Here is an 18,586-nt window from a genome sequence, read left to right on the forward strand (position 1 = left end):
TTGAAAAAAGTACAGGTACCTGTTTCTGCTTTCCAAAGTCATTTTAGTAGGACTAATTTCATGTTGAACCGACGACCTGTACTCCTTTTTTCCACACGCTATTCACATGATTTACTCCAAACAAATACTGTAGTTGTTGGTAATTTGGAACGTTCCAGAGCACAATATCTGCTTGTTTGCCTACTTCTAAAGAGCCGACCTTATCCTCCATTTGAATAGCACAGGCTGCATTATATGTTGCCGCACATAAGCTCTCTGCAGGAGTAAGCTTCATCGAAATACAGGCTAAGTTCATTACAAGCGGCATCGACGTTGTAGGAGATGAGCCAGGGTTGCAATCCGTTGAGATCGCAACTGGCACACCAGCATCAATCATTTCTCGGCCTCTCGCAGCGGTCTCTCGTAAATACAAAGCTGTTGCGGGAAGTAAACATGCGATGACCCCGTGTTTGGCCATAGCGGCAATACCAATATCCGATGCTTTCAATAAATGCTCTGCGGAAATGGCTCCCACTTCTGCCGCAAGCTCGGCTCCTCCATATGGTTCAATTTCATCAGCATGAATTTTAGGGATCAACCCTAGTTCTTTCCCAGCCTCTAAAATTCGCTTCGATTGCTCAGGAGTAAAGACACCTACTTCACAGAAGACGTCATTAAACTTAGCAAGCTTTTCACTAGTTACTTTAGGCAGCATTTCGTTCACGATCAAATCAACGTATTCATCTTCTTTTCCTTTAAATTCAGCGGGAACAGCATGTGCTCCCATAAAAGTTGGAACAATATCTACTGGATGTTTTTCCTGCAATCGCTGCATAACGCGAAGTTGTTTTAGTTCCGTTTCCATATTTAAACCATATCCACTTTTTCCTTCTATAGTAGTAACACCATGAGCTAAAAAGGAGTCTAGTCTTTTCTCTGTAGGTACAAAAATTTCATCTTCAGTTGCTTCCCGTGTCATGCGGCAAGTCGCATGGATACCTCCGCCAGCATTCATAATGTCCATATAAGTGGCGCCTTCTAGACGCATTTCAAATTCGAGCTCACGACTTCCTCCGTATGCGACATGGGTATGTGGATCGATAAGTCCAGGTGTGACGAGTTTTCCAAATGCATCAATGATTTCCGCATCATCTAGACGGTTTGCATACTTTCTTTGAAGCTCCTCTGTTGTACCTACAGCTTGAATTACTTCATTTTCCATCCATATACTTCCGTTTTCAATAATAGAAAGCTCACTCATGGCCTCTTTCGTTCGGGCACCTTTTTGTTCACTGGCCAGGGTAACTAATTGAGATATATGCCTAATCCAAACTGCTTTGCTCATAAGCCTTAGTCCTCCTTTTCCATCATCGGAATATGGATACCTTTAGCACGTGCTGTTTTTTCTGCAAGCTCATAACCAGCGTCAAAATGACGAACAATCCCCATACCTGGATCTGAAGTGAGCACTCGTTCTAATCTTGCTTCGGCTTCTTTTGTTCCATCAGCCACTATGACCATACCAGCGTGAATGGAATAACCCATTCCGACCCCGCCTCCATGGTGCACAGAAACCCATGTTGCTCCCCCGACTGCATTGATCATGGCATTTAATATCGGCCAGTCAGCCACTGCATCGGAACCGTCTTTCATCGCTTCTGTTTCACGATTTGGGGAGGCGACTGATCCTGAATCTAGATGATCTCGTCCAATGACGATTGGTGCACTTAATTCCCCAGAGGCAACCATATCATTAATAATTTTCCCGAAGCGTGCTCTTTCTCCATAACCTAGCCAACATATTCGGGAAGGTAGGCCTTGGAATTGGATTTTTTCACGAGCCATTTTAATCCAGTTGCATAGATGAGTGTTATAACTAAACTCACGTAGTATTACTTCATCCGTTTTATATATGTCTTCAGGATTCCCAGATAACGCAACCCATCTAAAAGGTCCTTTCCCTTCACAAAACTGTGGGCGAATATAAGCAGGGACAAATCCCGGAAAGTCGAACGCTCGATCAAAACCTTCATCTTTTGCAACCTGGCGTATATTATTTCCATAATCAAATGTTATTGCTCCTTTATCCATTAATTCCACCATAGCTTTTACATGTGTGGACATGGAGGCTTTTGATAATCTGATATATTCATAAGGATTTTCTTTACGTAAAGTTGCTGCATCCACTAATGAGGTTTGAGAAGGGATGTAGCCGTTTAAGGGATCATGTGCGGAAGTTTGGTCGGTCAACACATCTGGTGTAAAACCACGAGAAATCATTTCAGGTAATATATCCGCTGCATTTCCAACAAGTCCAATAGAAAGAGGTTTTCCGGCTAATTTTGCTTCTTCTGCTAATTTAATTGCTTCATCCAGTGTATGCGCTTTCAGATCTGTGTAACGCGTTTCAATGCGTCTATCTATTCTCGTTTCATCTACTTCTATAGCAATACATACTCCACCATTCATCGTCACTGCTAATGGCTGAGCTGCACCCATACCACCTAAACCAGCTGTAAGGGTAATCGTATTTTTTAACGTTCCATTAAAATGCTGTTTAGCAAGTTCAGCAAATGTTTCATAAGTGCCTTGAACAATTCCTTGAGAGCCAATGTAGATCCAACTACCAGCAGTCATTTGTCCGTACATCATTAATCCCTTTTTGTCGAGTTCATGAAAATGCTCCCATGTAGCGTACGCTGGTACTAAATTGGAGTTTGCTATTAATACACGTGGTGCATCGATGTGCGATTTAAATACCGCTACTGGTTTTCCTGATTGGACAAGCAATGTTTCATCATTTTCGAGTTCCTTCAAGGAGCGAACTATTGCGTCAAATGCATCCCAGTTGCGAGCTGCCTTTCCGATACCACCGTAAACAACTAATTCGTCAGGATGCTCGGCTACCTCCGCATCTAAATTGTTCATAAGCATGCGTAGTGCTGCTTCTTGCAGCCAACCTTTCGTATTCAACTTGGTTCCTCTATAACGAATAATTTTATCGTTTGCTGTTCCCATTCAAATACCTCCTCGATTTCTACTTCTATTCTATCTAAAATTTCTAACTATTTAAGGATTTTTGTGAAAAAAGTAAAAATTTCTCATCTGCTAACGGGGTAAATTATTAGCATGGTAGTGTACCGTAAAAGGGAAATGAAACTCTTTTCAATATTAATCGTCTGATTATTCAGATATGTAAAAGGGGGCAATTTTTTGAAAAAAGCATGGTTATTCTTAGTCACCATAAGCCTATCCGTATTATTAGCAGCCTGTAGTGGAGATGACGAGTCAGCCAAGATGAGTACGAGTACGGAAGAAAGTGCATCTGATTCAGCGGAATTTGCAAATGAGGAACAAAAAAGTGTGGAAGCAGAAGTGGAACAGGAGGGTGCAACGGAGGATATAGAGGCACCAAACACTCGCATGATCATTCATCAGGCTAGAATTAGCACGAATGTAAAGAATTTAGAAAAGGCTCAGCATAATATGGAACAAAAGGTGAAGAAGTATGATGGCTATATTGTGGAGTCCAATGTGTATTTGGAATCTGATGAAACAAGTACTGGAAAAATGGTTGTTCGAATTCCGGAGAAGCATTTTGAAACATTTTTGTCCGAGGCAGAGGCAGAAGCTTCCAAAGTTTTGGAAAAAAATGTAACTGGACAGGATGTAACTGAGCAATATGTAGACTTAAGTTCTCGAGTAAAATCGAAACGTGCAGTGGAGGAACGCTTACTAGCATTTATGAAGGATGCTGAAAAAACAGAAGACCTACTGAAAATTTCCACTGACCTGGCAAAGATCCAAGAAGATATTGAGGTGCTCGTAGGTAAAATAAATTATTTAGAAAACCAAACATCCTTTTCCACGATTGAACTAACTATGTATGAAAACCGTGTCATTATTCCAGAAATAGAAAACAAAGACTTAAATACATGGGAAAAAACGAAAAAGCAATTTATAACAAGTACAAATTCACTTTTATCGATAGGCTCAGGGGTTATAGTGTTTATAATTGGTAATTTACCAGTGCTAGTGCTTTTAGCAATTATTGCTGCTATGGTAGTTTGGGTAATTAAGAGAAGGAAAATAAAAGAATAGTAATCTAAAATGATGTGTTCTAATTGGAACATATCCTATAAACAGTGAATAAAGCATCTCTTGATCTCACAAGAGATGCTTTATTCGTGTAGAGAAATTGGTATCATAATTTCTAAAACTTCATACTATGTATAAACTACTCCCATGAATGGAGGGAAACATGGACATTTTAAACAAAGTAAGAAATTATCGAGAAGAAGAGAACCAGCTCAAGTGGGAAGGTACGTTTGAAGAATTTTTAGCGATTGTGAAGGAACGTCCAGAGGTTGCCCAAACGGCACATGCACGGGTTTATAGCATGATAAAAAATGCAGGGCTTAATGAACAAGAAAACAAAAAACAATTTACATTTTTTCAAAATGAGATTTTTGGATTAGAGGAATCACTAGAGCGGCTAGTGGAAGAATATTTTCATCCTGCAGCTAGAAGATTAGATGTACGAAAACGAATTTTATTGTTAATGGGACCAGTGAGTGGAGGAAAGTCTACAATTGTTACACTACTTAAACGAGGGTTTGAACAATATTCTCGTACAGACGAAGGCGCGGTATACGCTATAAAAGGCTGTCCAATGCATGAGGATCCTCTGCATTTAATCCCTCAGCATTTACGAGAAGACTTCTATGATGAATATGGAATTCGCATTGAAGGAAGTTTGTCCCCTTTAAACTCGATGAGGCTTGAAAAGGAATATGGTGGGCGAGTAGAAGATGTCATAGTAGAGCGGATTTTCTTCTCAGAAGATAAACGTGTGGGAATTGGAACCTTTACACCATCCGACCCTAAATCCCAAGATATCGCTGATTTAACAGGCTCTATAGACTTTTCAACAATAGCGGAATATGGTTCAGAATCAGATCCACGTGCATATCGCTTTGATGGGGAGCTCAATAAAGCGAATAGAGGAATGATGGAGTTCCAAGAAATGCTGAAACTAGATGAAAAATTTCTTTGGCATTTATTATCGTTAACCCAGGAAGGAAATTTTAAGGCAGGTCGCTTTGCATTGATCAGTGCAGACGAATTAATCGTAGCCCATACCAATGAAACCGAGTACCGGTCATTTATAGCCAATAAAAAAAATGAAGCGTTACATTCACGTATTATTGTCATGCCAATCCCTTATAACCTAAAGGTCAGCCAAGAAGAACGGATATATGAAAAGATGATTAGAGAAAGTGATATGACACATGTTCATATTGCTCCACATGCACTAAGGGCTGCTGCAATTTTTTCCGTACTAACGAGGCTCGAAATTCCTAAAAAAACAGGAATAGATCTCGTCAAAAAAATGCGCCTGTATGATGGAGAAAATGTGGAAGGCTTTAACGACATCGATGTGGAGGAATTGAAGAAAGAATCTCAAAACGAAGGAATGAACGGAATTGATCCACGTTACGTGATCAACCGTATTTCTTCAGCGATTATTCGTAAAGAAATTCCGTCGATTAATGCCCTAGATGTGCTGCGTTCTTTAAAGGAAGGGTTGGATCAGCACGCATCCATCTCTGATGAAGACAAAGAAAAATACTTGAATTATATAGCAATCGCTCGCAAAGAATACGATGAAATTGCAAAGAAAGAAGTACAAAAAGCATTTGTTTATTCATATGAAGAGTCAGCGATTACACTGATGAATAATTATTTAGATAATGTCGAGGCTTTCTGCAATAAAAACAAAATGAGAGACCCACTGACTGGGGAAGAGATGAACCCAGATGAGAAGCTAATGCGCTCCATTGAAGAACAAATCGGTATTTCTGAAAATGCGAAAAAAGCATTTCGAGAAGAAATACTCATTCGATTATCGGCATATGCAAGAAAAGGAAAACGTTTTGAATATAATTCGCATGAGCGTCTACGTGAAGCCATCCAAAAGAAATTATTTGCTGATTTAAAGGATGTCGTGAAAATTACGACTTCAGCGAAGACACCAGACGAAGCTCATTTGAAGAAAGTAAATGAAGTAGTGGCAAGATTAATAGATGAACATGGATACAACTCCACATCAGCCAATGAGCTATTGAAATATGTTGGTAGTTTACTAAATCGATAGAAGTAAATGCAATAGTTATAAGAATGGACGAATAACATAGCCGAATGATTAATAAAGAAAAAGGCAATTCCATAACCGGTTATTCGGTATTTGGATGCCTTTTTTCTTATCAGTTCATAACATCAATCTCTACATTTTTGGTTTACATCTGCAATAAGAATGACAAACGGGCATATGATAAAAAATAGGTAGGTGTTGAGAAAAATGGAGAATAAAGAAACAAAACAATTTGTCGTATCGCAGGAAAATTGGTCATTGCACCGAAAAGGACACCAAGACCAACAACGACATATGGAGAAAGTGAAGGAAGCGATTCAAAACAACTTGCCCGATTTGATCAGTGAAGAAAATATCATTATGTCTAATGGACGAGAAGTCATTAAAATCCCGATTCGCTCACTAGATGAATATAAAATAAGGTATAACTATGATTCATCCAAACATATTGGGCAAGGTGATGGGGATAGTCAAGTAGGAGATGTTATTGCAAAAGGCTCAGGAGATGAACAGGGAAAAGCGGGGCAAGGAAAACAAGCAGGTGATCAGGCAGGTCAAGACTATTATGAAGCCGAGATATCTATTGCAGAAATAGAGCAAGAGCTTTTTAATGAAATGGAATTGCCTAATTTAGAAGAAAAAGAACAAGCGGAAATTACAACTGAACATATTACATTCAACGATATACGGAAAAAAGGTCTAATGGGTAATATTGATAAAAAGCGTACGATTATGACTGCTATTAAACGAAATGCAATGAAAGGGAAGGCAGAAATAATGCCAATCCACCAAGATGACCTGCGCTTTAAAACATGGGATGAAGTAGTAAAACCAGAATCGAAGGCAGTTGTGTTAGCAATGATGGACACAAGTGGATCGATGGGGAACTTTGAAAAGTATTGTGCAAGAAGTTTTTTTTTCTGGATGACAAGGTTTTTACGCTCCCAGTATGAAACGGTGGAAATTGAATTTATTGCCCATCACACAGAAGCAAAAGTTGTATCGGAAGAAGCGTTTTTTTCAAAAGGTGAAAGTGGAGGCACGATTTGCTCCTCGGCATATATGAAAGCGCTAGAACTCATTCAGGAGAAGTATAGCCCTTCTCGGTATAATATCTACCCTGTCCATTTTTCGGATGGAGAGAATATGACCAGTGATAATGTGAAATGTATTCAACTAGTGAACGAACTAATGGCGGTTTCCAGTATTTTTGGCTATGGCGAAGTAAACGCTCATAGTAGATATTCCACCTTAATGAACACCTATAAAAATATTGAAAATCCAAAGTTTAGATACTATGTCTTAAAAGAAAATCAAGACGTTTACGAAGCGCTGAAGAGTATTTTTCAAAAGGGAGCCAAGTAATGGAGAGAAAACTACAACATGCCATTGCGGAAATTACCGAAATCGCCACAGCATTTGGTCTCGACACGTATCCGATGAGATATGAGATTTGCCCTGCGGATATCATTTATACATTCGGTGCGTACGGTATGCCCACACGTTTTGCCCATTGGAGTTTTGGAAAACAATTTCACAAGATGAAAATGCAATATGATTTTGGACTAAGTCAGATTTACGAATTAGTGATTAATTCAGATCCATGCTACGCATTTTTATTGGACACAAATAGCCTCATACAAAATAAGCTGATTATTGCGCATGTACTCGCTCATTGTGATTTTTTCAAACATAATGTCCGTTTCTCTAATACACGAAGAGATATGGTGGAAAGTATGACTGCAACCGCAGAACGAATTGCAGCCTATGAGATGCTATATGGAAAAGAAGAGGTTGAAAGTTTTTTAGATGCGGTTTTAGCTATCCAAGAGCACATCGATCCATCCATTATGAGACCTAAATTGCCGGTTTATGAGGATGAGGACGAAGTAGAAGTCGTACGAAAAACAGCTTATGATGATCTATGGAATTTGGATCATCAAGAAGATAAGTCAAGATTGGTGCTTCCTTATCGAAAAAAATTCCCTCCGAAACCCGAAAAAGACCTGCTCCTTTTTATAGAGGAATATAGCAGTGAGTTAGAGGAATGGCAACGCGATATTTTAACGATGATGCGAGAGGAAATGCTCTACTTTTGGCCACAATTAGAGACGAAGATTATGAACGAAGGCTGGGCGTCCTATTGGCACCAACGTATATTAAGAGAAATGGATTTAACGAGTGATGAAACAATTGAATTTGCTAAGTTAAATGCCAATGTAGTGCAGCCTTCTAAAACTGGCATCAATCCATATTATTTAGGTGTAAAAATTTTCGAGGATATAGAAAAGAGATATAATAACCCAACAAATGAAATGAAAGATTTGGGAATTGAAACTAATTCCGGTAGAGAGAAAATGTTTGAAGTAAGAGAGATAGAATCAGATATTTCTTTTATTCGAAATTACTTAACTAAGGACTTGGTGAAACGGGAAGATTTATATTTATTTGAAAAGAAGAATGGCAACTATGAAATAACAGATAAGGATTATGAAAATGTCCGCGATCAGCTTGTGTCGATGCGAGTAAATGGAAGCTTTCCTTATATCGTAGTAGAGAACGGAGACTATATGAGACTTGGGGAGTTATATTTGCAGCATGGGTATGAAGGAACGGAACTAGATCCTCATTATTTGGAAAATGTTCTGCCGTATATCCATCAGTTATGGGGGCGAACAATCCATATGGAAACTGTCGTAGATGGAAAACAGGTTTTATATACTTTTGACGGAAAAAAAGTTTCGAAAATCAATATGTAAGGTAAAGAATGGGATTCTCTATGCGAGAATCTCATTTTTTATGAGACAAAGTATATGGAATATCATTCAGTGAACCAAATGTTCCTGGTATTTTTAAAAATATAGCAAGGTTGCCGATTTTCGTTTCATGCGAAAGCGATAGAAACAGGTTTTGAACTTAAAGGGCCGGGTATATATTTGCCCGTATTTTCTCAAAGATTAAGAAAATATATAAAAATGTCCTATGAATACTGGATTCATGAAACTTAAGAGAACAAACAATCCTATGATTTTAGTTTCAGGTTGGCGCTTTCCGAGGGCATGGCTTCAGCCTCGGGCCAACAGGATGTTGGTCATGAAGGCTTTGCCACACGATGTGGTGCTCTTAGCCTTCCTCCCATAAACGGGGTCTTCAGCTCGCGCTGTTCCCGCCGGAGTCGCCACCTTTCACTAGAATCAATTAGTGGGTAGTACTACATGAGAAGATTTGGCAAAGCATATCGCTTAGATAATAAGATTAACTCCAGTTAATGTAGGGATAAAATGATTAGTAATCGCTGATGAAGTAGAAATACTGTAATTCAATGATAGATGATGGCAGAAAATTTTCCTTTTATTAGTGGAAATAAAGAAAGATAGTCAGTAATTATCGAATAAAGAAGTGAAATGGCGAACGAAATTGTATCTTCGTGAGCTTACTCGCTAAAAATTCACTCGGTAATTCTATAGCAAAACGTCTGTCCAAAGCCCTTCGAAAACGATAGATACAAGGGGTTTTGACCTTAAAGGACCGGGTATTTTTTTGCCCAGTTGCTCTTAGTTTATTTTAAGCTTTGTTCAAAATGCTATCCTCTAAAACAGAAAACTTATCTCCGTATACTTTTGTTATATGCACATCTCCCCATGCACAAAGCGCACTTAAAATACTTTCAAGACTTTTCCCATAATCGCTCAGTTCATATTCTACTTTTGGCGGAACCTGGTTATAGACAATCCTATTAATAACACCATCTCCCTCTAACTCTCTAAGTTGCTGCGTTAACATTTTTTGAGTTATCTCAGGCATAAGCCTCTTTAATTCACTCGTGCGTTTTTTTCCGTGTGTTAAATGGCATAATATGACGCATTTCCATTTACCGCCAATGACCTCCAATGTTGCTTCTACAGATATATTATATTTTTTTTGTTTCATACTATTTCTCCTTTAATAGGTACTTAAAAGTATCTATAGAACTTTATAGTACCTATATTACTTTAAAGTGCGTACTTTTCTTTTTAATCTCTTTGAATCATAATAACATTTGCGGGTAGATTTACAATATATTTTGGTCTCGCGGAATTTATTTATCCCGCATTCGAGGAAGGTTGAGAAATAATGACTTTAGATAAAAAGAGAAGTATGTTTGCATTATTGGCATTAGCAGTAAGTGCGTTTGCAATAGGAACGACTGAATTTGTCAGTGTCGGGCTATTGCCACTAATATCTAAAGACTTGAATATATCTTTGACAACAGCAGGATTGACGGTTTCATTGTATGCCCTTGGTGTAACAGTGGGTGCACCAGTTTTAACATCTCTTACTTCAAGGATGCCGCGCAAATCCTTACTACTTTGGATAATGATTGTGTTCATTATAGGTAACGGAATTGCTGCTAGTGCAACAAGTGTAACAGTGCTTTTAATTGCACGTGTCATTTCTGCATTTTCACATGGTGTTTTTATGTCTATCGGTTCAACGATAGCTGCTGATTTAGTACCAGAAAACAGAAGAGCTAGCGCAATCTCTATCATGTTTACAGGCTTAACGGTCGCAACTATTACAGGAGTTCCTTTTGGTACATTCCTTGGACAACAGTTAGGTTGGCGTTTCGCTTTTGTTGCAATTGTCGTGATAGGCATCATTGGATTTATAGCAAACAGCATACTAATCCCTTCAGATTTAAAAAAAGGCACATGGACCTCGCTACAAGTTCAAGTAAAGCTTGTAACAAATAGTAGATTGTTATTAGTCTTTATAATTACAGCACTTGGTTATGGTGGAACATTTGTCGTGTTCACGTATTTATCCCCATTGCTTCAGTCTGTAACAGGATTCGAACAAGGAACAATTGCAATAATATTGCTTGTTTATGGGATTGCAATTGCAGTTGGGAACATGATTGGTGGAAAGCTTTCCAATAAAAACCCTATTGGCTCACTTTTTTATATGTTTATTATTCAAGCGATTATACTCCTGCTATTAACGTTTACTGCTCCTTTTAAAGTTGTAGGATTAATAACGATTATTTTAATGGGAGTATTTGCATTTATGAATGTTCCAGGACTGCAAGTATATGTCGTAATGTTAGCCGAGCGCTTTGTACCAAGTGCGGTTGACGTTGCTTCTGCTATGAATATTGCTGCTTTTAACGCTGGTATTGCGATTGGCTCTTATTTAGGAGGAATTGTCGCTGATTCTATCGGTCTCATCCACACTGCGTGGATTGGGTCGATAATGGTAATGATTGCAGCAATATTAACTGGTATTAGTAAAAGGTTGGAGAGAAAAGACCAACATAATTATTAACAGATGGAGGAAATTATTATGAAAAACTTACAATCTATAAAAACACTACACAATGGTGTGGAAATGCCTTTATTAGGGCTTGGAGTATTTAGAGTAGAGGATGGACAAGAGTTAATAGATGCAGTGAAAAATGCTATAAAGCATGGATACCGTAGCATCGATACAGCAGCAATTTATGAAAATGAAGTAGGAGTTGGGCAAGGAATCCAAAAAGGTATAGAAGAAGGGGATATTGCAAGAGAGAATCTTTTTATTACTTCAAAAGTATGGAATTCCGAGTTAGGTTATGAAGAAACAATTGCAGCCTATGAAGAAAGTTTAGCTAAACTTGGACTAGAATATTTAGATTTATACTTGATTCATTGGCCAGTGGAAGGGAAGTATAAAGAAGCGTGGAAGGCTCTAGAAACACTATACAAAGAGGGGCGTGTAAAAGCGATTGGTGTAAGTAATTTTCAAATGCATCATCTAGACGACTTAATGAAAGACTCTGAAATTAAACCAATGATAAACCAAGTGGAATATCATCCGCGTTTGACACAAAAAGAATTACAAAAATTCTGTAGGAAGCATAATATTCAATTAGAGGCATGGTCACCCCTAATGGCAGGACAATTACTCGACAATGAAGAACTTCAAGAAATAGCATCTAAGTATGGAAAATCTGTAGCACAAATTATCGTGCGCTGGGATCTTCAAAATGATGTTATTACAATTCCAAAGTCTACGAAGGAACATCGAATTATAGAAAATTCAAATGTGTTTGATTTTGAATTAACAAGAGAAGACATGAATCTAATCGATCTTTTGAATAAAAATCACCGAGTAGGACCAGATCCAGATAACTTTGATTTTTAATTTAATTATAAAATCTAAACGCATATAATAAAAACGAGATTCTACCATAATAGAATCTCGTTTTTTGCATAAACGAATAAAATTTTTAGTTAAATAGCGTGATTCTTCAGGCTGATCTTGCGATTTAGTACCCTTTACTTGCAATACGCAACATTTTAGCTTTTCACTAGAAGTTTGCCCAAGTCACCTTGCGATTAACATTGATAACCATTGCCACCGTAACCGCCGCCATCAACAAAAGCAGCCCCAACTACAATAAGCAATATAAACAAAACCACAATAAGTGTAAAACCGGAACCGTATCCGTATCCACCAGTTCCTCCAACCTCTTCATTTCCAGACATATTAATCATCCCTTCTTTCCTGTGATATTGTTAGAGTATTAATAAAAATAAATATTATCAGGGCTTCAAGGTAAAAAAATGTATTTTAAAATAAATGAACCACAGATTATAGGTATTCTGAATACATTAGAAAATGCTCAGAGCAAAAACTCTGAGCATTTTCTACGATGAATTATTTAAATTAAGAACCTACAAAATCCCCACCATCTACATGGATCGTTTGACCAGTCATATAACTGGAATCAGTGGATGCTAAAAATACATAGGCTGGAGCATTCTCTGCTGGCTGTCCCCGACGACCGATTGGAGTATCTGATCCATGTTGTTTCACCTTTTCTTTATCAAATGTAGCTGGGATAAGTGGCGTCCAAATGGGGCCAGGAGCCACTGCATTTACTCTAATTCCTTTTTCAATTAAGTTTAGCGCTAAGGAACGAGTAAAGGATGTTATAGCTCCTTTAGTTGCAGAGTAGTCGATTAAGCCAGGTGACCCATTGTAGGCTGTGATGGAGGAAGTATTGATAATCGTATCACCTTTCTTCATATGAGAAAGTGCGGCTTGGGATAAATAAAACATAGAAAAAATGTTTGTAGAGAAGGTTTCCTGCAATTGATCTGGTGTAATTGCTAGAAAATCGTCCGTTGGAAACTGTTTTCCTGCATTATTAACTAACACATTCAGCTGTCCAAATTCCTGAATCACTTGCTCTACTGCTTGCTGACAGTTCTCATCATCACTTAAATCAGTTTTGATGGATAATGCTTTTCCACCATATTTCTCTATTAATTTTGCTGTTTTATCCGCATCCTGTTGTTCATTTTCGTCTAAGTAAACAATAGCTACATTTGCGCCTTCTTTAGCAAATGCAATAGAAACTGCCCGTCCTATTCCACTATCACCACCAGTAACTATAGCTACTTTATCTTTTAATTTACCAGACCCCTTATAATTTTGGTCATCAAAAATAGGTTCTGGAGTCATTTCCGCTTCAATCCCTGGTTGCTGCTGCTGAGTTTGACCTGGAACTTTTTTGTCTATTTTTTCGTACTTGTCTGTCATTATCAATTCCTCCTTGAACTTAGTTGTTTTATTTATTCCCTCCCAACATAAAAACAAACGTAAATTCATGATTTGTCGGAATAGTTCATTACGTTTTTAAAAATTTGGAAGCGGGTATATATTAGGAGAATATACTTATTAGAGAGAAGAGCGGAGAATACAAATGAAACCAATAATAGGAATCACTACAGAAGTTCTAGAAGATGGCTGTTATTTTATGCCACCAGTTTATGCGAATGCCATTATACAAGCCGGTGGAATTCCTATATTAATCCCTCTAGTACCAGAGGAAGACATAGATGAATTGAGTAAACGGTTAGATGGCCTTTTTGTTACAGGAGGAGAGGATATTGATCCAAGTTATTACAATGAAGTTCCTCATGTGCATTTAAAGCAGATTACACCCCAATTAGATGAAATGGAATTTAAACTTATTCGAAAAATGTTGGAGCTAGACAAACCCTACATTGGAGTATGTCGTGGTTTACATATGTTAAATATTGTCCAGGGTGGATCACTTTATCAATCTATTCACTCGCAGCGGGAAGAACCGGTAATGCAGCATTTACAAAAGGCAATTCGAACGCATAGATCACATCCAGTAAAACTGGAAAAAGGTAATCGACTTTATGACTTACTACAGGAGGAAGAATTTAAAGTAAACTCATTTCATCACCAAGCGGTCAATAAAGTTGGGAAAGGCTTGGAAATAATTGCGAAAGCGACGGATGGAATAATTGAGTGTCTAGAAAGTAAGGACCATAGTTTCGTATTTGGCTTTCAATGGCACCCCGAAGAATTTGCTATTGATGGAGATGAGCCTTCAAAACGTATTTTTAAAGCCTATATAGATGCTGCTTTAAAGCGTAAGAATAAATAATATTAATACTTTGCTTCCTGAAATGATAAAATAAATAGATAATTCCTAAATATCGGGAGGCGAAGAAGATGACAGAAAATATTTCCTTAGTGGAAGCATTTAAACAAACGAAGTATCAAATAGCTGGAAATGGTAAAAGAGATATACAGGTTCTTAAAGAAGCATTTGATCAGGTAGATCGACAGCAAGAAAGTGATATATACGGCAATGGGAAGATTATTGAGGCATTTCAAGAAAAGATGGCCACATATTTAGGGAAGGAATCTGCCGTGTTTTTCCCAAGTGGTACAATGGCTCAACAAATAGCCTTACGAATTTGGTGCGACGAAAAAGGGGTTAAGAAAGTAGCGTACCATCCACTAAGTCATCTAGAAATCCATGAAGAAGATGGCTTAAAAGAATTGCATTATATCGAAACAATCTTATTGGGTGAAGAAGCAGGCTTGATAGAATTAGAGGATGTCCAAAATTTAGAAGAGGAAATTGCCTGCCTATTATTAGAACTTCCTCAGCGAGAAATTGGTGGAAAGCTTCCTGACTACCAAACTATTGTAAAAATCTCTGAGTATTGCAAGGAAAAAGGAATTCGATTGCATTTAGACGGAGCAAGACTTTTTGAAATTCTTCCGTACTATCAGAAATCGGCTGCAGAGATTGGTAGTCTTTTTGATAGTGTATATATTTCATTTTATAAAGGAATTGGTGGACTAGCTGGTGCTATTCTTGCGGGTGGCAAAGAGTTTACACAACAATCGAAAGTCTGGAAGCGTCGTCATGGTGGAGATTTAATAAGCCTGTATCCGTACATTATAAGTGCCGATTATTATTTTGATAAGAGAATTTCGAAAATGGAGCAATATTACGAAGATGCGATAGAATTAGCAGCTTTATTTAATTCATGCCCTTCCATCCAAACTAAACCAGCTGTTCCCGTATCTAATATGTTTCATGTACATATCGCTTGGCCAAAGGAGCAGTTAGAAGCAGTACTTGAAGAAATTTACTACAAAACAGGTATAGGTTTGACAAGTTATCTCAGACAAACAAACCAATCTAGCGTCAGTTTTGAGGTTAGTGTCGGAGATCAATACAATTCCATACCAAGAGATAAATTACGGGAAGTATTTCAATTACTTCAAGTTAAGCTAAAATAATGGATGAATAAAACTAAATAACTTACACACATTATTCTTCATGGAGGTGAAATTTCATGTCGAAGAAAAACAACAAGAATAACTCATTAGACCGTGAAGAATTTGGTTTCGGATATGATGTTAGTCCAGATGATTTAGATGTATATGTACAAAATAATAAGAGTCAGAAAAAGAAAAATGACGAAATCAAAGAAAAATTTAATTCTAATAATGAAGAAAAATAATAATGACAACATACCTATTAGTATACCCATTCACAAAACAATTATCGTTTTGGAGTGGGTTTTTTAGTTTTCTCATAATTCAATACTAGATTAAAAATAAATTGCAGTTCTATTTTTCCCTTTTATTTCTTACAGTGTAACAACAGCTAGAAAAAAGGGGATGGTAATTTGTTAATCGACGGTGTTTTTTCAGGAGGTGGACTAAAGGGCTTCGCATTAGTAGGGGCCTATCAAGTGTTAGAGGAAAAAGGATATCGATTCAAGCGAGTAGCAGGCACTAGTGCAGGTGCTATCCTTGCTAGTTTTATAGCCGCTGGTTTTACCAGTAAAGAAATAGAAGAGTTATTAAACGAACTAGATACATTAACTCTTTTAGATCCCCGAAAAACAATTCTACCATTGCCATTTATGAAGTGGATAAATCTATATTGGCGGCTAGGATTATATCAAGGAAAGGCTCTCGAAAATTGGTTTTTAGAAAAGCTTGCCTTAAAGGGAGTATATACCTTTTCGGACATCGAGCCAGGTTCACTGAAGTTAGTCGCTTCGGATCTTACAAACGGTAAGATGATGGTGCTTCCAGATGACTTAGAGCGTTACGGGATATCGGCGTCTAGTTTTCCAATAGCACGCGCTCTCCGAATGAGCTGTGGAATTCCTTTTTTCTTTGAACCTGTCAAATTGAAGGTTACCTCCTCTGAAACGATTATTGTGGATGGTGGTGTGTTAAGTAATTTTCCAATGTGGATTTTTGACAATGGAAACAAGAAGAGACCGATAGTAGGCATAAAGCTAAGTAGTAAATCAGAAGAAATGGAACCTCGTAAAATAAAAAATGGCTTAAGCTTATTTGAAGCATTATTTTCGACAATGAAGAATGCACATGATGAAAAATATATTTCACGAAAAATTGAAAAGAATATAATTTTTATTCCGGTGGAGGATTACGAAGCAACTCAGTTTGATCTGAGTGAAAAAATGAAAAACGAATTGCTGGAAAAGGGTCGAAGTCGTGCCATTCAATTTTTGAAAACCTGGTAAATAGAATGTTTAATTTGAAAAGATAAAGGAATAATAAGAAAGAGGATATACTAAAAGGAGAGGTTTATTCATGGCAAAGACTGCAAAAGAAGAAGCATTAAAAATCTTAGATAAAAATATGGTTGGTACGATGGCAACAGTTCAGCACAATAAACCACATTCTAGATATATGACTTTCTTTAATGATAATTTCACACTATATACTGTGACTAGTAAGAAAACACACAAAGCAGAAGAGTTAAAGCTTAATCCAAATACACATATTCTCTTAGGGTATGATGGACATGGATTTGGGGATAGTTTTTTGGAAATTGAAGGAACAGTCATTGAGTCAGATGACGAGAATATGAAAGAAAAGGTGTGGAACAAGGCACTCAAAGGTTGGTTCGATGGCCCGGAGGATTCAGACCTCTTAATCTTAAAAGTTACCCCTACAAAAATGCGATTGATGAATACAAAAGGAGAGGAACCTCAAGTTATACAACTTTAAAGCACTTCTCTCTATTTTACGGAGACCTTACTGATATTAAGTTAGGTCTCTTTTACTGCTGTTTTAATGAATCTAGCTTATCAAGATACTATCTTTGCTTAATCTTTCCACAATTCTTCTTTTTCGATAAAGCATCATCCCAGCTTCTGCAATATCATTAATCGCCGAACGATTAATAAAAGCACCAAAAACGAGTCCTGCAATTGGAACCATTTGAAATAGCTTTTTCCATCCGAACTGATCTCTGTAAGATAATACTACTTCACGCCAACCCTGGATCTCCGATAAAACCTCACGTTTTGTCCCTTCGTCTTGCTGGTCAAACTTAGATAACTGAGACAAAATAACTTGTTTTCCTACAATATCTGATGAAATAAATTGAAGACATTTAATAATAAATAATCGTTCCTTTTTGTCATTTGGATCATAACCATAACAAATGGCAATATCCTGTAACGTCTTCAGCTGTAAGCCTAATAGGAAAGGAATATCAATGGACAATGTAAAGATACCTCCAATACCTGTCCCAGCACCTTGAACGGTAGCTATATTTTTTCTGTTTTTCGTTATTCCTTCTACAGCCTTGTCCATTGTTGAAATAGACAAACCGTTCACGTCTTCCATATTTTCAATTCCCAAATTTGGAAAATAGGATTTGATCTTCGATGTTGAACTTAAATAACTGCCACCTGTTTGGACATATTGACCAAGCTCATCGATTAACGATCCCATTTTTGTTTGAATAAATTTTGGAGTCCATTTATCCATTAGTTTAAAAGGCAATCGACCAAGTTTTTCCCAAAACCATAGGTCACCCTGATCCTTCTCCCAAGTCTCTACTTTTACTAACTCAGTTTGTAACCACTCTTGTGAATCAACCATTACTTAAACCACCTCTTTTTATTAATACGTTCTTCCGCCAATATAGTTTCGTTGGAAGATACTATCATGTAAAAACCTTTTTTAAAGAATAGTAATTAAAAATATCCAGTGGAAACTGGGAAGCCCTTTGAAAAAGTTAGAAACAGGTTTTGACCTTAAAGGACGGGTCATCTTTTAGCGTAATTTCCTTTCTAGTACTAAAAATCCGAAGTGAAA

General features: G+C 37.4%; 17 protein-coding genes. 11 read left to right on the forward strand and 6 right to left on the reverse strand.

Going from position 1 to position 18,586, the window contains the following annotated elements:
* Nucleotides 1-58: 58 nt before the first annotated feature.
* On the reverse strand, nucleotides 59-1,324 hold the full coding sequence (gene hutI / locus ACN6MX_RS01040) for an imidazolonepropionase (protein WP_419960838.1): 1,266 nt from the start codon (nucleotides 1,322-1,324) through the stop codon (nucleotides 59-61).
* Nucleotides 1,325-1,329: 5 nt separating this feature from the next.
* Nucleotides 1,330-2,997 (reverse strand): urocanate hydratase, encoded by a 1,668-nt coding sequence (hutU, locus tag ACN6MX_RS01045; protein WP_419960839.1) that lies wholly within the window; start codon nucleotides 2,995-2,997, stop codon nucleotides 1,330-1,332.
* Between the two features lie 195 nt (nucleotides 2,998-3,192).
* Between hutU and ACN6MX_RS01050 the strand changes: the two genes are divergently transcribed.
* The 4 genes from ACN6MX_RS01050 (at nucleotide 3,193) to ACN6MX_RS01065 (ending at nucleotide 8,892) form a co-directional block, all read left to right on the forward strand.
* The gene (locus ACN6MX_RS01050; protein ID WP_419960840.1) at nucleotides 3,193-4,080 is read left to right on the forward strand and encodes a DUF4349 domain-containing protein; all 888 of its coding nucleotides are present in this window, start codon (nucleotides 3,193-3,195) and stop codon (nucleotides 4,078-4,080) included.
* Between the two features lie 160 nt (nucleotides 4,081-4,240).
* Nucleotides 4,241-6,136, forward strand: coding sequence for a PrkA family serine protein kinase (locus ACN6MX_RS01055; protein WP_419960841.1), 1,896 nt, complete (start codon nucleotides 4,241-4,243; stop codon nucleotides 6,134-6,136).
* Nucleotides 6,137-6,340: 204 nt separating this feature from the next.
* Nucleotides 6,341-7,498 (forward strand): sporulation protein YhbH, encoded by a 1,158-nt coding sequence (yhbH, locus tag ACN6MX_RS01060; protein WP_419960842.1) that lies wholly within the window; start codon nucleotides 6,341-6,343, stop codon nucleotides 7,496-7,498.
* On the forward strand, nucleotides 7,498-8,892 hold the full coding sequence (locus tag ACN6MX_RS01065) for a SpoVR family protein (protein WP_419960843.1): 1,395 nt from the start codon (nucleotides 7,498-7,500) through the stop codon (nucleotides 8,890-8,892). The genes yhbH and ACN6MX_RS01065 overlap by 1 nt, the downstream gene beginning before the upstream one ends.
* An 805-nt stretch (nucleotides 8,893-9,697) precedes the next feature.
* On the opposite strand, the gene ACN6MX_RS01070 is transcribed toward ACN6MX_RS01065, so the two are convergent.
* Nucleotides 9,698-10,063, reverse strand: coding sequence for a winged helix-turn-helix transcriptional regulator (locus ACN6MX_RS01070; RefSeq protein WP_419960844.1), 366 nt, complete (start codon nucleotides 10,061-10,063; stop codon nucleotides 9,698-9,700).
* A gap of 183 nt (nucleotides 10,064-10,246) precedes the next feature.
* On the opposite strand from ACN6MX_RS01070, the gene ACN6MX_RS01075 reads away from it, so the two are divergent.
* Together ACN6MX_RS01075 and ACN6MX_RS01080 are read left to right on the forward strand one after the other, a co-directional pair.
* The gene (locus ACN6MX_RS01075) at nucleotides 10,247-11,437 is read left to right on the forward strand and encodes an MFS transporter (RefSeq protein ID WP_419960845.1); all 1,191 of its coding nucleotides are present in this window, start codon (nucleotides 10,247-10,249) and stop codon (nucleotides 11,435-11,437) included.
* A gap of 15 nt (nucleotides 11,438-11,452) precedes the next feature.
* Nucleotides 11,453-12,295 (forward strand): aldo/keto reductase, encoded by an 843-nt coding sequence (locus ACN6MX_RS01080; RefSeq protein ID WP_419962523.1) that lies wholly within the window; start codon nucleotides 11,453-11,455, stop codon nucleotides 12,293-12,295.
* A 194-nt stretch (nucleotides 12,296-12,489) separates the two neighbouring features.
* Here the strand turns inward: ACN6MX_RS01080 and ACN6MX_RS01085 are convergent, their stop codons facing one another.
* Both ACN6MX_RS01085 and ACN6MX_RS01090 read right to left on the reverse strand, forming a co-directional pair.
* Nucleotides 12,490-12,639 (reverse strand): YjcZ family sporulation protein, encoded by a 150-nt coding sequence (locus tag ACN6MX_RS01085; RefSeq protein ID WP_419960846.1) that lies wholly within the window; start codon nucleotides 12,637-12,639, stop codon nucleotides 12,490-12,492.
* 181 nt (nucleotides 12,640-12,820) lie between these two features.
* Entirely contained in the window at nucleotides 12,821-13,699 is an 879-nt protein-coding gene (locus ACN6MX_RS01090; protein ID WP_419960847.1) for an SDR family oxidoreductase, read from the reverse strand.
* Between the two features lie 163 nt (nucleotides 13,700-13,862).
* Here ACN6MX_RS01090 and ACN6MX_RS01095 point away from each other — a divergent pair, with 163 nt between their 5' ends.
* From ACN6MX_RS01095 to ACN6MX_RS01115, 5 genes are all read left to right on the forward strand, one after another.
* Complete coding sequence (locus ACN6MX_RS01095; RefSeq protein WP_419960848.1) at nucleotides 13,863-14,579, forward strand: gamma-glutamyl-gamma-aminobutyrate hydrolase family protein; 717 nt, start codon at nucleotides 13,863-13,865, stop codon at nucleotides 14,577-14,579.
* Nucleotides 14,580-14,647: 68 nt separating this feature from the next.
* Nucleotides 14,648-15,733, forward strand: a complete 1,086-nt coding sequence (locus ACN6MX_RS01100; protein ID WP_419960849.1) for a threonine aldolase family protein — start codon at nucleotides 14,648-14,650, stop codon at nucleotides 15,731-15,733.
* 56 nt (nucleotides 15,734-15,789) lie between these two features.
* Nucleotides 15,790-15,957, forward strand: coding sequence for a hypothetical protein (locus ACN6MX_RS01105; protein ID WP_419960850.1), 168 nt, complete (start codon nucleotides 15,790-15,792; stop codon nucleotides 15,955-15,957).
* A gap of 168 nt (nucleotides 15,958-16,125) precedes the next feature.
* Nucleotides 16,126-16,998, forward strand: a complete 873-nt coding sequence (locus tag ACN6MX_RS01110; RefSeq protein ID WP_419960851.1) for a patatin-like phospholipase family protein — start codon at nucleotides 16,126-16,128, stop codon at nucleotides 16,996-16,998.
* A 70-nt stretch (nucleotides 16,999-17,068) separates the two neighbouring features.
* Nucleotides 17,069-17,488 carry a pyridoxamine 5'-phosphate oxidase family protein gene (locus tag ACN6MX_RS01115; protein WP_419960852.1) on the forward strand — a complete coding sequence of 140 codons (420 nt, stop codon included), beginning with the start codon at nucleotides 17,069-17,071 and terminating at the stop codon, nucleotides 17,486-17,488.
* Nucleotides 17,489-17,560: 72 nt separating this feature from the next.
* Here the strand turns inward: ACN6MX_RS01115 and ACN6MX_RS01120 are convergent, their stop codons facing one another.
* Nucleotides 17,561-18,370 carry an EcsC family protein gene (locus tag ACN6MX_RS01120; RefSeq protein ID WP_419960853.1) on the reverse strand — a complete coding sequence of 270 codons (810 nt, stop codon included), beginning with the start codon at nucleotides 18,368-18,370 and terminating at the stop codon, nucleotides 17,561-17,563.
* Nucleotides 18,371-18,586 lie beyond the last annotated feature (216 nt).

Origin of the sequence: Psychrobacillus sp. BM2 (genome assembly GCF_048572895.1) — a bacterium.
Lineage (GTDB): Bacteria > Bacillota > Bacilli > Bacillales_A > Planococcaceae > Psychrobacillus.

Bases quoted from the DNA above. Each gene is read 5' to 3' on its own strand.
- hutI (WP_419960838.1), bottom strand. From the start codon at position 1,324: ATGAGCAAAGCAGTTTGGATTAGGCATATATCTCAATTAGTTACCCTG.
- hutU (WP_419960839.1), bottom strand. From the start codon at position 2,997: ATGGGAACAGCAAACGATAAAATTATTCGTTATAGAGGAACCAAGTTG.
- ACN6MX_RS01055 (WP_419960841.1), top strand. From the start codon at position 4,241: ATGGACATTTTAAACAAAGTAAGAAATTATCGAGAAGAAGAGAACCAG.
- yhbH (WP_419960842.1), top strand. From the start codon at position 6,341: ATGGAGAATAAAGAAACAAAACAATTTGTCGTATCGCAGGAAAATTGG.
- ACN6MX_RS01065 (WP_419960843.1), top strand. From the start codon at position 7,498: ATGGAGAGAAAACTACAACATGCCATTGCGGAAATTACCGAAATCGCC.
- ACN6MX_RS01070 (WP_419960844.1), bottom strand. From the start codon at position 10,063: ATGAAACAAAAAAAATATAATATATCTGTAGAAGCAACATTGGAGGTC.
- ACN6MX_RS01075 (WP_419960845.1), top strand. From the start codon at position 10,247: ATGACTTTAGATAAAAAGAGAAGTATGTTTGCATTATTGGCATTAGCA.
- ACN6MX_RS01085 (WP_419960846.1), bottom strand. From the start codon at position 12,639: ATGTCTGGAAATGAAGAGGTTGGAGGAACTGGTGGATACGGATACGGT.
- ACN6MX_RS01090 (WP_419960847.1), bottom strand. From the start codon at position 13,699: ATGACAGACAAGTACGAAAAAATAGACAAAAAAGTTCCAGGTCAAACT.
- ACN6MX_RS01095 (WP_419960848.1), top strand. From the start codon at position 13,863: ATGAAACCAATAATAGGAATCACTACAGAAGTTCTAGAAGATGGCTGT.
- ACN6MX_RS01100 (WP_419960849.1), top strand. From the start codon at position 14,648: ATGACAGAAAATATTTCCTTAGTGGAAGCATTTAAACAAACGAAGTAT.
- ACN6MX_RS01105 (WP_419960850.1), top strand. From the start codon at position 15,790: ATGTCGAAGAAAAACAACAAGAATAACTCATTAGACCGTGAAGAATTT.
- ACN6MX_RS01115 (WP_419960852.1), top strand. From the start codon at position 17,069: ATGGCAAAGACTGCAAAAGAAGAAGCATTAAAAATCTTAGATAAAAAT.
- ACN6MX_RS01120 (WP_419960853.1), bottom strand. From the start codon at position 18,370: ATGGTTGATTCACAAGAGTGGTTACAAACTGAGTTAGTAAAAGTAGAG.